At 58.9% G+C, this 13,191-nt stretch carries 10 protein-coding genes; 2 read left to right on the forward strand and 8 right to left on the reverse strand.

The features are described from left to right. Window positions 1–5: 5 nt before the first annotated feature. Both AAEZ10_RS15935 and AAEZ10_RS15940 read right to left on the reverse strand, forming a co-directional pair. A complete protein-coding gene (locus tag AAEZ10_RS15935) occupies window positions 6–3,764 on the reverse strand; it encodes a hypothetical protein (protein WP_350570003.1) in 3,759 nt (1,252 codons plus the stop codon). A 134-nt stretch (window positions 3,765–3,898) separates the two neighbouring features. Next, window positions 3,899–5,008 (reverse strand): PilT/PilU family type 4a pilus ATPase, encoded by a 1,110-nt coding sequence (locus AAEZ10_RS15940; RefSeq protein WP_350570005.1) that lies wholly within the window; start codon window positions 5,006–5,008, stop codon window positions 3,899–3,901. Between the two features lie 109 nt (window positions 5,009–5,117). Between AAEZ10_RS15940 and AAEZ10_RS15945 the strand changes: the two genes are divergently transcribed. Together AAEZ10_RS15945 and AAEZ10_RS15950 are read left to right on the forward strand one after the other, a co-directional pair. Next, window positions 5,118–7,667 carry a PAS domain-containing hybrid sensor histidine kinase/response regulator gene (locus AAEZ10_RS15945; protein ID WP_073474740.1) on the forward strand — a complete coding sequence of 850 codons (2,550 nt, stop codon included), beginning with the start codon at window positions 5,118–5,120 and terminating at the stop codon, window positions 7,665–7,667. A 40-nt stretch (window positions 7,668–7,707) separates the two neighbouring features. Continuing rightward, a complete protein-coding gene (locus AAEZ10_RS15950; RefSeq protein WP_007912322.1) occupies window positions 7,708–7,983 on the forward strand; it encodes a peptidylprolyl isomerase in 276 nt (91 codons plus the stop codon). Window positions 7,984–8,099: 116 nt separating this feature from the next. On the opposite strand, the gene kdgK is transcribed toward AAEZ10_RS15950, so the two are convergent. The 6 genes from kdgK to AAEZ10_RS15980 form a co-directional block, all read right to left on the reverse strand. Beyond that, the gene (kdgK, locus tag AAEZ10_RS15955) at window positions 8,100–9,020 is read right to left on the reverse strand and encodes a 2-dehydro-3-deoxygluconokinase (protein ID WP_350570008.1); all 921 of its coding nucleotides are present in this window, start codon (window positions 9,018–9,020) and stop codon (window positions 8,100–8,102) included. A gap of 134 nt (window positions 9,021–9,154) precedes the next feature. Beyond that, a complete protein-coding gene (locus tag AAEZ10_RS15960; RefSeq protein WP_350570010.1) occupies window positions 9,155–10,369 on the reverse strand; it encodes an amino acid deaminase in 1,215 nt (404 codons plus the stop codon). Between the two features lie 38 nt (window positions 10,370–10,407). Further along, the gene (locus tag AAEZ10_RS15965) at window positions 10,408–11,172 is read right to left on the reverse strand and encodes an IclR family transcriptional regulator (RefSeq protein ID WP_350570071.1); all 765 of its coding nucleotides are present in this window, start codon (window positions 11,170–11,172) and stop codon (window positions 10,408–10,410) included. A gap of 147 nt (window positions 11,173–11,319) precedes the next feature. After that, complete coding sequence (locus AAEZ10_RS15970) at window positions 11,320–11,709, reverse strand: RidA family protein (RefSeq protein WP_016774497.1); 390 nt, start codon at window positions 11,707–11,709, stop codon at window positions 11,320–11,322. 31 nt (window positions 11,710–11,740) lie between these two features. After that, window positions 11,741–12,532 (reverse strand): amino acid ABC transporter ATP-binding protein, encoded by a 792-nt coding sequence (locus AAEZ10_RS15975; protein WP_073474746.1) that lies wholly within the window; start codon window positions 12,530–12,532, stop codon window positions 11,741–11,743. After that, window positions 12,529–13,191 carry an amino acid ABC transporter permease gene (locus AAEZ10_RS15980; protein ID WP_110646499.1) on the reverse strand — a complete coding sequence of 221 codons (663 nt, stop codon included), beginning with the start codon at window positions 13,189–13,191 and terminating at the stop codon, window positions 12,529–12,531. The genes AAEZ10_RS15975 and AAEZ10_RS15980 overlap by 4 nt, the downstream gene beginning before the upstream one ends.

Here is a 13,191-nt window from a genome sequence, read left to right on the forward strand (position 1 = left end):
TTTCATCAACGAGGTTTGTTCAAGGTAATGACCACCGGCTCGCCAATCGCCCGGCCCGCACTGGCCTCGAGCGCACTGTCAAGAACAGTCATGTTTTGATCGAAAGTGACCTCGTCAGTGATCAGTTGACTCAGCAATGAGGTGACCAGCGTGAGCGAGTCGGCGTTTTCGAAGGCTCTGGACGGCGCATGACAGTCAGTGCCGCTCTGCGACTGCGCCAGGCAACCTGCCCCCAGATTGAGCAATACGGACACATCCAGCTGCTGTCCGCTGTCACTGGCATGCACGGCGTCGGTGGCATAGCCGACATCGTCGGTTTGTGCGCTGGCGTGGAACAGCTCATGAATCAGGTCGTCGGCGATAACATCGTGGTTCAGACCCATGCTGACGAAGTGTCGGTTGAAGTTTTTCGTGTAGACCTCAACAAACGCTATAGCGCAATCACCGCTCGAACCCGCGTCTTTCCAGCGCTGGTAATTGTTTGCATCGAACGATGCCAGGGTGTCGTCGATCTTGAGGCCGTCGAGAACCATGTTGCTCAAGGAGAAACCGGCGAAATCGAAGCGGATCAAACGCAAGTAGTTCACCAGCCGATCGGTGGACACCTGAGAAGCATCGCCGAACACGATCTTCATCAGCGCGTCGCGATCGCGTTTGAAATCATGACGGTTGAAGATTTCCAATGCGTTGTCGATCTTGGCCCGTGCACGGGGCAGGCTTTGCTCGATGAACTTGCGCGTGTAACTGAGCGGCAACGTGCGCGGCGAAGCAGGCAGTTGCAAGGGGGCTTGATACACAAAACCCTCCAGAGACTTGCCCCACAAGTTGCCGCGTCGATTCAGCGAGTACCATTTGTCACCACTGCGCGCGGCCAGCACGGCGACGGCTTCATGCGTAGCCCCGCGTGGCCGCCAGCTCCCCAACCCGAATTGCGCGTTATCGGCCGCTTCAAGCAGATCATAGGATTGCCGGCGACCGCTGATCCTGTGCAATTGCCCCCTGGCCAGAGTAATCAGGTCATGAGTGTTCTTGTTGAACCGCAGCAGGCCCTTGTGTACCAGTTTACCGCCCGCCTGCAGACCAGAGGGCACACCGTCGAAGGGATTGAAAAGCGAGATGGCCGAAGTAAACGCCAGCCGGGTGAAACGCGCGGCCTTGGCAGTAGTGGAAATGGCCCTGGTGGAAATACTCAGCGCCTTCGAGCTGGCGCCAGCCACTGTTCCCACCAGGCCGATGCCGTCCATCAAACATCCGTAAACCCCGTCCACCATCTTGTTGTGTTCGCCCGAGGCGATGTCCTCGATGCATTTTTTGAACGGCACCAACAGGTCGATGAAGTAAGTCAGCAAGCGTTCGCCCTCTTCCCGGGAGAGTTCGAGCGGCGTCGGTACACGCACGAGCTCTCTGAGCTCGGTTTTATTCAGGAACGGTCTGTTCTCGGCGAGAAACCCGGCGATGCGCACGACGTTCGGGTCGTTGAATTTCTGGTAGAACCCTGTCTGCAACTGCGCAGATTGCGCTGGCGCTTTCAGTGCGCCGAAGTAATCGATGATCGCCATACTGCTGCTGATCGAAGCGTCCTCGGCCGCGGCATGGGTATAGCGCCTGATGTTCAGCGGAACGCTCTGGGTCAGGGTATTGCTCAGGGGCGTCGTCATGTTGGCACTGGCGCTCATTCTTGAGCGTTGCTGAAGCTTTCTTTCCCGTCTGATGAAAGCACCCAGCGCATCATTCCTGCGGGTTTCTGCACGCGAAGTGAATAATTCATAACAAAGATCAGCGTCTTCATCAGATGTGTACATCACAACACCGAAGCGACCCGTGGCGGCATCCCGGCTTTGTTGTGTTTCTTGTTCAAGCCCTACATTCAAAGGCCCGCCGGCCCGGCGCGTAGTCACATAGGATGCCGATTCGCGCACGGTGAAAAAATGAATCTCGGCATTCATGAACACTTGCAGATCCGCTTCCGGCATGTGTGCCAGCGCCAGCTTGACGGCAGACATCATGCCGCCGTTCACCGCTTCGAAATGCACGGCCAACTGACGATCCATTTCCTCGTCACAGGATTCAATTGTCAGCAGTTGCGGATAACGCTGATAAAGACTGAGACCCGCAGGGTTGTAGTTGATCGCAGGTTGCAGCAATCCGTTGACGATCAAACGTACGGTGCGCCTGTCCCACTGACCGGTGACCAGATCGCCCGATTGGTGCAGCTCGACCATGGACATGATTTGCTGTCCGCCTTTCTCGGAAAGCGCCTTTTCGTCCAGTGTGTCGCAGCCAGGTGCAGCTTTTCTCAATTGGCTTCGGGCAATTTCCGCTCGGTTGGGTAACGGTGTCGAAAATGCGCGGGCTAGCTGGGCGAATTGGTCTACGTGTTGCTCAAACGCGTCAATCGCCCTTCGTGTACAGGTTTCTTCTGCCTGTTCGAGCTCGGCTCTGGAGATAATCCGGTTGAGCAACGCCCACTCGACAATCGGGTCGATCAGCGCCAGATCGCGCATATGCTTCTGCGCTTCACTGACCGGCTCCAGTTCGCCGTAAGCGATGATCTGTGCATAGGTCAATTCCCGCGAGGCCCCGGTTTTTACTGCCTCGACCAATACTACAGCGCGACAGAACTTGATCCAGGCGATCGACCCAAGTGTGACCTCTGTCGGAATTTTCCTGACCAGAAATTCGGGCGCGTTGCGTGCCAGGAGAAGATGAACCACCAAAGGCGCCAATATCGGATCTACCCAGCGCTTGTTCCGCACAAACTCGGTGTACTCCTCGAGTATCTCTGATGGATGGCGCTCAACATTGTCTGGCGAGTACAGGTCTCGCCGTTCGACCAGGTGGCGATGGCCGATCGATGGGTCCAGGTCGAGTAATATCGCGGTCATCAACAATTGGCGGAGAATATTTTCGGAGAGCGTTTGCCCGTCATTCACCCCGTACCAATTCAGCTCTTTGATATAACTTCTGGCAAGATCCAGCGAAACTGGATAGGCGACAAATTCAACGAGGCGCTGCGCCGCCGTTTCTTGAGATATATCTGCGCGCCCTGTGACGTTGTACAAGGCTGACAACAGTTTTCGCTTCGGCATCAATTTGGCGGTGGCGCCACGAATATCTGCAAACTGCTCTTCGGATAACCCGTTGTGACTCTGCTCACCGGATTGAAAGTGATCCCAAAAAGCAACTGGCTCCCTGACCTCGGGTGAAAACTTGAACAAGCCGATCAAGTTACTGATCTTGGCCTTGGTGTCAGGCAGATCGATATCATGAAACTTGAACCACTGATCCAGGGTTACATCCAGATCGGGCCATACAAAACCGCCGGCGACTGCGGCAATGTCGGCGATGAGACTCACCGTCGAGCGCGTAGGTTGACTGTATTCAAAATACTGCGCCGCAACCAGATCTACCCAACCTCTGACGGCACGGACTTCCATCTTGCCTTCCGGCGTAATCCGAACCAGGCCGTTATGCTCGCGCGCCTCCTCTCGACCGATTGCACCAATGACCGGCCCGGTTTTCAGCAGTTCATTGAGCAGAAGTCTGCCGGGGTTATATATTTCATGCAGTGAAGAGCCTGGTTGCAACTCTACTTCACGCCCATACCAGTCTATATCGTGATCTTCGGTGTACTCACTCAATGCCTCTTCCAGATGCCGAAGAACCATATCGCGCTCGGTGGCATCTGCCGCAGACCGATACTTCCATTCAGCCAGCGCAACTTTCGATGGGCGGAATACTTTATTTTTCTTGACTTCGTTCAAGGTAAAACCTCATCAAACCAACTAGCTGACCATTCAGCGTGATGACGTTTTACCCAAACACATACAACCGAACCACGAATCAATTATTAAGTGTTGTTGCCGTGCAAACACACGATGCAATCGAAGACACCAAGTCAATCCATCAAACCCCACTCGCCGGGGCCTGTACTGTTAACACCTGCCTGGTCGTGCTGAAGTTTGATTCGCAACTTCAAGTTATTCACCGAATCGGCATTCTTCAATGCTTCCTGCTCACTGATTGCACCTTCTGCAAACAGCGCAAACAGTGCCGCGTCAAATGTCTGCATACCGAGTCCGGTCGATTTTTCCATCATCGGCTTGACCTCTTCGAACTGGCCGCGTCGGACCAGGTCAGCGATGGTCGGCGTACCCAGAAGAATTTCGACTGCCGCGCGCCTTTGGCCATCGACAGTGCGGAGCAGACGCTGCGAAACACAGGCTTTGAGGTTGTTGCCCAATGTCTGCAAAAGCTGTTCGCGCTTCTCCTCGGGAAACATATTGATGATTCGATCCAGCGCCTGATTGGCGTTGGTCGCATGCAGCGTCGACAACACAAGATGGCCGGTATCAGCGAACGACAGCGCATGCTCCATGGTTTCGCGGTCACGGATCTCACCAATCAATACAACATCCGGAGCCTGGCGCAGAGTGTTCTTCAAAGCCGCATGAAAGCTTCGGGTATCTACGCCGACTTCACGCTGATTGATGATCGAGCGCTTGTGCCGATGGATATATTCGATCGGGTCTTCGATCGTCACGATGTGTCCGGCGCTGTGGCGGTTACGGTGATCGATGAGTGCCGCCAGCGAAGTTGACTTGCCTGAGCTGGTCGCGCCGACAAAAAGAATCAGGCCACGTTTGAGCATCACCGTTTCCAGCAGCACCGGCGGCAGCTTCAGGTCTTCGAATCGCGGGATGTCGACCTTGACGTTGCGGATCACGATCGAAACGTCGTTGCGCTGCTTGAAAATGTTCACCCGGAACCGCCCGACGCCCGTTCGGGAGATTGCCAGGTTCATTTCCAGATCCCGGTCGAACTCCCGGCGCTGCTCGGCGTCCATCAGGGAGGTGGCGATGGCCGCGGTTTCGCCGGGTTTGAATGGCTGATCGCTGAGCGCCGTCAGCACGCCATCAATGCGCGCACTCGGCGCTGCGCCGGTAGAGAGGAACAGATCCGAGCCGTTTTTTTGCGACAATATTGACAACAGTGCATCGATTTCCATGGCTGAAAGCACCCGCGAAGCATTGAATGAGCAAATTTGGCCGACGCTTGGCGCGGCTCCTGCAACAATGATAGACCCCGTCTCACCGAACCACGCTCAGGATTGAAACATGAATGCTGTATCCACCACCGATGACGCTCAGGCCCTGATTGCCCGCACCGACTGGAGCCGCAGCCCGCTGGGCGCCGCCGGCACCTGGCCGCAGAGCCTGCGCACGGCGGTGGACATCGTGATTCATTCGCCGATGCCGATGCTGCTGTTATGGGGGCCGCAACTCACGCAGATCTACAACAATGGCTTTGCCCTGCTCGCTGGCAGCAAGCATCCCGAAGCGTTCGGGCAGCCGACGCATGAGGTCTGGCCAGAGGTGCGGGATTTTGCCGAGCCGATATACCAGGCGGTGCTGCAGGGTCAGGTGCGCAGCTTCAGCGAGCAGCGGTTCAGCGTGCAGCGGGACGGCAAAAAAACCGATTTCTGGCTGGATCTGACCTACAGCCCGATTCGCGATGAAACCGCACAGGTGGCCGGGATTCTGATCACTGCCATCGAAACCAACGAGCGCCGACGCATTGCCCTGGAATTGCAGCGCCGTTCCGAAGAAAGCCTCAAGGCCCAGCGCCAGTCCGAGGAGCGTCTGCAACTGGCCCTCGCCGCCACCGACGCCGTCGGCACCTGGGATTGGGACATTGGCGAAGACCGTTTCATCGCCGATGCGCATTTTGCCGAACTGCATGGCGTTGATCCGAGCAAGGCCGGGCAGTTGCCGATCAGCGAATATATGCACGGGGTGCACCCCGAAGACCGCGCCATGGTCGCGCGCGGCATCAAGTACTGCATCACCCATGGCACCGAGTACGCTGAGGAATATCGCCTGTTGCAGGCCGATGGCACGCTGCGCTGGGTGTTCGCGCGCGGGCGTTGCTACAAGGATCATCATGGTCGGCCGATGCGCTTTCTCGGCGCGGCGCTGGACCTGACCGAACGCAAACATACGGAACAGGCGCTGCGTCAGAGCCAGACCGAACTTCAGCTGATCATCAACGCCATGCCGATCCTGATCAGCTACGTCGACGCCGAAGAACGTTTTCGCTTGAACAACGCAGCCTATCTGGACTGGTACGGCCTGACGCCGCAGGAGTTGTATGGGCGCACGATCCGCGAAGTCATCGGCGAAGAGGCGTATTTCCTGCGTGCGCCGTACATCGCCGAAGCACTGGCCGGCCGCTCCTGCTCCTTCAGTTTCTACACACCGCACCGCGACGGCAGCACCCGTCATGCCCTCATGAATTATCTGCCGCGACATGGCGCGGACGGCGCAGTGAATGGCTTCTACATCTTTGTCATCGACGAAACCGAGCGCAAGAAAACCGAGGAAGCCCTGCGCAATCTCAACGAGACCCTCGAGGAGCGGGTCAGCGCGCGCACCGAGCAACTGGCTCAGGCCAACGAGCGTTTGCAGAACGAGATGTTCGAACGCGAGCGCGCCGAAGACGCCTTGCGCCACGCGCAGAAGATGGAAGCTGTCGGCCAGCTCACCGGCGGCATCGCCCATGACTTCAACAACATGCTCACCGGCATCATCGGCAGCCTCGACTTGATGCAGCGCTATATCGCTAACGGTCGCGCCGATGAGATTGGTCGCTTCACCGAGGCGGCCGTGTCGTCGGCCAACCGTGCGGCCGCGCTGACGCATCGCTTGCTGGCCTTCTCGCGGCGCCAGTCGCTGGACCGCAAGCAACTGCACGTCAATGAACTGGTGCATTCACTGGAAGACCTGATCCGCCGCACCAAGGGCGATGCCATCGAGCTGCAACTGCGCCTGCCAGAGGATTTGTGGCCGGTGAGTACCGACGTCAGCCAGCTGGAGAATGCCCTGCTCAATCTGGTGATCAATGCCCGCGACGCGATGCCCGAAGGCGGCACGTTGCTGATCCAGACCGCGAACGTGTATCTCGACAGCAGCGACATCACCATCCTCGAGCCGGTGAAGGCCGGCGAATACGTGATGCTCGCGGTCAGCGATAACGGCACCGGCATGACCCCATCAATCCGTTCGAAGGCGTTCGATCCGTTCTTTACCACCAAGCCGATCGGCCAAGGCACCGGGCTTGGGCTGTCGATGATCTACGGTTTCGCCCAGCAGTCCGGTGGCCATGTCAGCCTCGACAGTGTGCCGGGGCAAGGTACTTGCGTACGTCTGTACTTGCCGCGTTTGCTTGAGCCGACGCCCGAATCCTCGTCTGTGGAGAAAGCCGAACCGATTGCAGCTTCATCTTCAGGCGAGACCGCGATTGTGGTCGAGGATGATCCGGCAGTGCGCATGCTGGTGCTGGATCTGCTCAAGGAACTGGGCTACACCACCTTCGAAGCGGAAAACGCCACGAACGCCCTGCCCGTGCTCGAGTCCGTGCAACGCGTCGATCTGCTGGTCACTGATGTCGGGCTGCCGGGCATGAACGGTCGGCAGTTGGCGGAGATTGCTCGCCAGCATCGTCCGGGGCTTAAAGTGCTGTTCATGACCGGTTACGCGCAGATTGCTGCCGAGCGTCAGGGCTTTCTTGAAGAGGGCATGGACATGGTCGCCAAGCCCTTTGTCCTTGAAGTGCTGGCGAGCAAGATTCGCAAGTTGAGCAACCCGACCCCGCGACTTGAGGCATAATCGCGCGCCCCGCTGTCACCCCGTTATCAGGTATTGCACGATGAAAGCCCAAGCCCGCCACATTCTGGTGAAAACTGCCGAAGAGGCCGAACAACTCAAACAGCGCATTGCCAAGGGCGAAGCGTTCGATGTGCTGGCGAAGAAATTTTCCACCTGCCCGTCCGGCAAACGCGGCGGTGATCTGGGCGAAGTACGTCCAGGACAGATGGTCGGCGCGATTGATGCGGTGATTTTCAAGAAACCACTGCGCACCGTGCATGGACCGATCAAGAGCAAGTTTGGTTATCACTTGGTGCAGGTTTTTTATCGAGATTGATCGGCTGGCTGCCGGACTTCTTCGCGAGCAGGCTCGCTCCCACATGTCCACCGCGTTTTCATTGTGGGAGCGAGCCTGCTCGCGAACCGATTGCGCAGCAAGCGGCCATTCTCTGATTACCTGGGGATCAGCGCTCCAGGCACCTGTATCACCCGACTGGCCAATTCATGTCCCGCTTGCGCCGCCTCTGCCGGACTGCCGCCGAGCAAGCGCCTGGCCAGATACGCCGCACTGAACGAATCCCCCGCCGCCGTGGTGTCGACAACCTTATCGACCTTCTGCGCCGGCACTTCAAACGCGTCCCCCTGACAACGAATCAGACACGCCTCGGCGCCGCGCTTGAGCACCACTTCCGGCGTGCCGATCTGTGCATACGTGGCAAACACCTCAGCGCCATCGGCAAACCCGAACAATGCCTGTTCGTCATCCACGGTGAGTAACGCCAGATCCACATATGGCAAGACGCTGCGATATGCCGCGCGCGCCTCTTCCACCGACGCCCACAGGCGCGGGCGGTAGTTGTTGTCGAAAACGATGCGTGCGCCGCGCTGTCTGGCTTCTATCAGGGTCTTGATCAGTCGGGCGCGGCCTTGCATGCCAAGTACGGCGAGGGTGATCCCACTGAAATACAGCACGTCGTAGTGCGGCAACGCCGCGAGGATCGGCTCGGCCGCAGGGGTGGTGAAGCAATCGCGTACCGCCGCTTCGTTGCGCCAGTACAGAAAGCGCCGCTCGCCGTTGGCGTCGGTCTGGATGCAATACAAACCGGGCAGCCGACCGGGCAGGCGCTGCACCAGATCGAGGCCGATGCCTTCGCTGCGCCAGATCTGGCACATGGCGTCGCTGAAACTGTCATCGCCCAGCGCGGTGACGTAGTCGACTTGCGCCTTGTCGCCCAGCGCACGGGACAGGTACACCGCCGTGTTGAGGGTATCGCCACCGAAGCTTTGCTGCAGACTGTCGTCGGCGCGTTGCTGCAGTTCGATCATGCATTCGCCGATCAGGGCGATGCGTGGGGTGTTGTGAAAGATTTTCATCGGGTGGGATCTCGGGTGGTTCAGTGGTGGCTAAGCGGGCGTCTTCGCGAGCAGGCTCGCTCCCACAATGGAACGCATTGATCTTGTGGGAGCGAGCCTGCTCGCGAATAGCCGCCGCAACGCAATCTCAAGCCTTAGAAACAAGTCTCCATGGTCTCGATGACCGCCAACTGCTCATCCACCAGCAACCCTACCCGCCACTTGTCAAAAGTCAGGCATGGATGCGAAGTACCAAAGGAAATGATGTCGCCGACCCTCAGTTCTACACCCGGCGCCACGGTCATGAACGCATGCTGATCCATCACCGCCGTGACCTTGCACGCGCCGACATCATCCCCCGCCGCCGGCACCACGCCGGCCTTGTAGCGCAACAACGGCACCGGCAAACCGGCATCGAAGGCGACGTCGCGCTTGCCCAGAGCAATCACCGCAAAACCCGGTTCCGGCAGCGACTGCACATGAGCCCAGACTTCCAGCGCCGGGCGCAGGCCTTCGTGCAGGTCGCTGCGACGGTCGAGCACGCAGCACTGCGCCTCTTTGTAGATGCCATGGTCGTGCGCGACATAACTGCCCGGGCGCAACACACTGAGGAAACGGCCAGCGGCGTTCTGGGTTTCGAAAGATTCGGCGATCAGGTCGTACCAGGCCGAACCCGACGCAGTGATGATCGGTCTGGCGATGGCAAAGGCGCCGCTGTCCTGTAGCTGCACCGCGAGGCGAACCAGCGACGCGGCGAATTCGCGAATGCCACGGACCGCGTGGTCGCCGTGAATAACACCTTCGTAACCTTCGATGCCGGTCAGGGCCAGTGCCGGTTGCGTATCGATGGCCTTGGCCAATTCGATGACTTCCTGCTCGCTGCGGCAACCGCAACGGCCGCCGACCACGCCATATTCGATCATCACGTTGAGCTTGACCCCACGGGAAGCGAAGTAAGCCCCGAGGTCGGCGACGTTGTCCGGGTGGTCGACCAGACAATGGAAATCGAACGTCGGATCGGCGAGCAGATCGGCAATCAACGCCATGTTCGGCTTACCGACCAACTGGTTGGCCATCAACACGCGACGCACGCCGTGGGCATAAGCCGCGCGGGTCTGGGTGGCGCTGGCGAGGGTGATTCCCCAGGCGCCGGCGTCAAGCTGTCGTTTGAACAGTGCCGGGGTCATGCTGGTTTTGCCGTGGGGCGCCAGCTCGGCGCCGCTGTCGCTGACGAATTTCTGCATCCAGCGAATGTTGTGCTCCAGCGCCTCGCGGTGCAGCACCAGCGCCGGCAGGCTGACGTCGCGGGTCAATTGCGCACCGATGGCGGCGTCGCCTTTTTCTACGGCAGAGTTGATGGCAGTGGTCATGGTCGAATCCTCACAGGCGCGGCCGCAGGCAGCCGCGGTTATTCGTTGATCCGCCGGGCGAGGCTGTTGGCGCTCTCGATCAGCACCCGGCGATAGTCGTTGTAATTGTTTTTCGCATCGGCGCGCGGGGCGACGATGCACAAAGTGCAAATGGCCACGCCCTGCGGGTCTTTGACCGGCGCGGCGAAGCAATGGGTGAAGGTGTCGGCGACGCTGTCGAAGGAGAAGAAGCCATCGCTGCCGGCCTGACGAATCTCCGCCAGAAAACGGTCCAGTGGCAGGCGTTCGCCGTCGGGCAGGAGGTAGTCGTCTTCGTCGATCAGGTCGATGATCTGTTGATCGCTCAAATGCGCGAGCAACAGACGCCCGGACGCTGTCCATGGGATCGGCGCGTTTTCGCCAATATCGGAGGAAATGCGGAAATGCCGCTCGCCCTCCTTCATCAATGCAACGGTGTATTTGCGCCCGTTGAGCAGACACATCTGCGCAGTTTCGCGGGTCTGGCTGACGATCTCCTGCAAAGCGTGATCGGCCTCGCGGCTGAGGTCGAAATGCCGCAGATGCGCCTGGCCAAGGAAGTACAACTGGCGGCCAAGGTAGACGTGGCCGTCCTTGCCCACCGGCTCGAGAATCCGTCGCTCCAGCAAGGACGCGACCAGTTCGTAGACCGTCGACTTCGGACTGCCGATGCCATTGGCGATGTCGTTGGGGCGCAGGGGCTGGCCGATTTCCTTGAGAAAATCGAGGATATCGAACGCCCGGTCCAGACCGCGTGCCCGGCGCTTGATGGTGTCTTCGGTCATGTCAGTGGTTTCCATTCAAAGTCGCCGGGAGTTTACCGAGAGTCCAGTGTCGCCTGTTACATCGCTTTCGCGAGCAGGCTCGCTCCCACAGAAAAACGCATTCCAAATGTGGGAGCGAGCCTGCTCGCGAAGAGGGCTGCACTTGTTTCAGGCCTTCTTCTTGTAGGCAATGCAGTCAATCTCAACCTTGCAATCAACCATCATGCTCGCCTGCACACAGGCCCGCGCCGGGGCGTGTTCGGGTTTGAAATACTCGGCGAAGACCTTGTTGAAACTGCTGAAATCCCGTGGATCGTCCAGCCAGACGCCAGCGCGGACCACGTCTTCAAGACCATAACCAGCCTCTTCGAGAATGGCGATCAGGTTCTTCATGGTCTGGTGGGTCTGTTCGACGATGCCACCAACGATGATCTCGCCATCCACCGCCGGAACCTGGCCGGACACATGCAGCCAGCCATCCGCTTCAACTGCGCGGGCGAATGGACGAGGCTGGCCGCCGGCGGCGGTGCTGCCGGTGCCGTAACGCGTAATGCTCATGGGTGTTTCTCCTGATTGCAAAAGTGCAGATTCAAAACCGCGTGCTCTTGAGAAATTCCGCCAGACGCGGCGATTGCGGGCGTTCGAACAGTTCCTTGGGAGGTCCCTGCTCTTCGATCCGCCCTTGATTCATGAAAACGATCTTGTCCGAGACCTCGAAGGCGAAACGCATTTCGTGGGTCACCAGCAACATGGTCATGCCGTCTTCGGCCAGCCCCTTGATCACGTTGAGCACCTCACCGACCAGCTCCGGATCGAGGGCCGAAGTGACCTCATCGAAGAGCATCAGGCTCGGGTTCATCGCAATCGCTCGGGCAATCGCCACGCGCTGTTGCTGGCCACCGGACAACTGACCGGGAAAGTGATTGCGCCGCTCCAGCAGGCCAACGCGCTCCAGCCATTTTTCCGCGAGCACCACAGCTTCGTCCTTGTGCATCTTCTTCACCTTGAGCAGGCCCAAGGTGACGTTCTGCAAAGCGGTCAGGTGCGGGAACAGGTTGAATTGCTGGAAGGCCATGCCGGTCATCGCACGATGGCGGGCAATGACCTTTTCCGCATGGCGCACGCGTTTGCCGTTGACCTCGTCGTAGCCGATGGACTCGCCGTCGAGCAGGATCTGCCCGCCCTGGAATTCTTCGAGCATGTTCACGCAACGCAGCAGCGTGGTTTTGCCCGAACCGCTGGAGCCGATCAGCGTGACGACGTTGCCGCGCTGCATGCTCAGGTCGACACCCTTGAGCACTTCCACCGCGCCGTACTGTTTGTGCAGGCCGCGAATGTCCAGCAATGCCTGATCCTGTGAAGCAACTTGAGCTTGAGTCATGGCAGGGCCACCCGCTTTTCAATGTGCCGGCCGAGTAATTCGATGCCGTAGTTGATGACGAAGAACAGAAAACCGGCGAACAGGTAGAACTCCAGGGTCATGAAGTTCCGGGCGATGATCTGTTGCGTGCTGAGCAGCAATTCGGCGACGCCGATCACCGAGAGCAAGGTCGACGCCTTGACGATTTCGGTGGACGAGTTGACCCAGGTCGGCAGGATCTGCCGCAGCGCCTGAGGTAACAGTACGTAGCCGAGGGATTGATAGAACGTCAGGCCGATGGCTTTCCCCGCCTCCATCTGCCCACGCGGCAAGGCTTGCAGCGCACCACGGACAATCTCGGCGACGTGCGAGCCGCAAAACAGCGTCAGGCCCAGGGCTCCAGCCTGAAACGCACTGATCTGCCAACCGAGCGCCGGCGCCATATAAAAGCAGGCCAGCACCAATACAAACACCGGTGTGCCGCGAATCAGATCGACGTACAGCCGAAACGGCGCACGCATCCAGAACTTGCCGTAAGTCAGGACCAGGCCGGCAACCACGCCGAGCAAGGTGCCCAACACAATGGCCAGCGCCGAGACCTGCACACTGGTCAGAAAGCCCTGCCACAACAGCTCGCGCGCGACCCACAATTCATGCAACCAACTGGGAGATTCGTACAT

This window comes from Pseudomonas sp. H26/SER47-MNA-CIBAN-0231 (genome assembly GCF_040310465.1).
Taxonomy (GTDB): domain Bacteria; phylum Pseudomonadota; class Gammaproteobacteria; order Pseudomonadales; family Pseudomonadaceae; genus Aquipseudomonas; species Aquipseudomonas atacamensis.

What these genes read in the sequence shown, in the direction of transcription:
- AAEZ10_RS15940 (WP_350570005.1), bottom strand. Translation starts at nt 5,008, where the DNA reads ATGGAAATCGATGCACTGTTGTCAATATTGTCGCAAAAAAACGGCTCG.
- AAEZ10_RS15945 (WP_073474740.1), top strand. Translation starts at nt 5,118, where the DNA reads ATGAATGCTGTATCCACCACCGATGACGCTCAGGCCCTGATTGCCCGC.
- AAEZ10_RS15950 (WP_007912322.1), top strand. Translation starts at nt 7,708, where the DNA reads ATGAAAGCCCAAGCCCGCCACATTCTGGTGAAAACTGCCGAAGAGGCC.
- kdgK (WP_350570008.1), bottom strand. Translation starts at nt 9,020, where the DNA reads ATGAAAATCTTTCACAACACCCCACGCATCGCCCTGATCGGCGAATGC.
- AAEZ10_RS15960 (WP_350570010.1), bottom strand. Translation starts at nt 10,369, where the DNA reads ATGACCACTGCCATCAACTCTGCCGTAGAAAAAGGCGACGCCGCCATC.
- AAEZ10_RS15965 (WP_350570071.1), bottom strand. Translation starts at nt 11,172, where the DNA reads ATGACCGAAGACACCATCAAGCGCCGGGCACGCGGTCTGGACCGGGCG.
- AAEZ10_RS15970 (WP_016774497.1), bottom strand. Translation starts at nt 11,709, where the DNA reads ATGAGCATTACGCGTTACGGCACCGGCAGCACCGCCGCCGGCGGCCAG.
- AAEZ10_RS15975 (WP_073474746.1), bottom strand. Translation starts at nt 12,532, where the DNA reads ATGACTCAAGCTCAAGTTGCTTCACAGGATCAGGCATTGCTGGACATT.
- AAEZ10_RS15980 (WP_110646499.1), bottom strand. Translation starts at nt 13,191, where the DNA reads ATGTACGAATCTCCCAGTTGGTTGCATGAATTGTGGGTCGCGCGCGAG.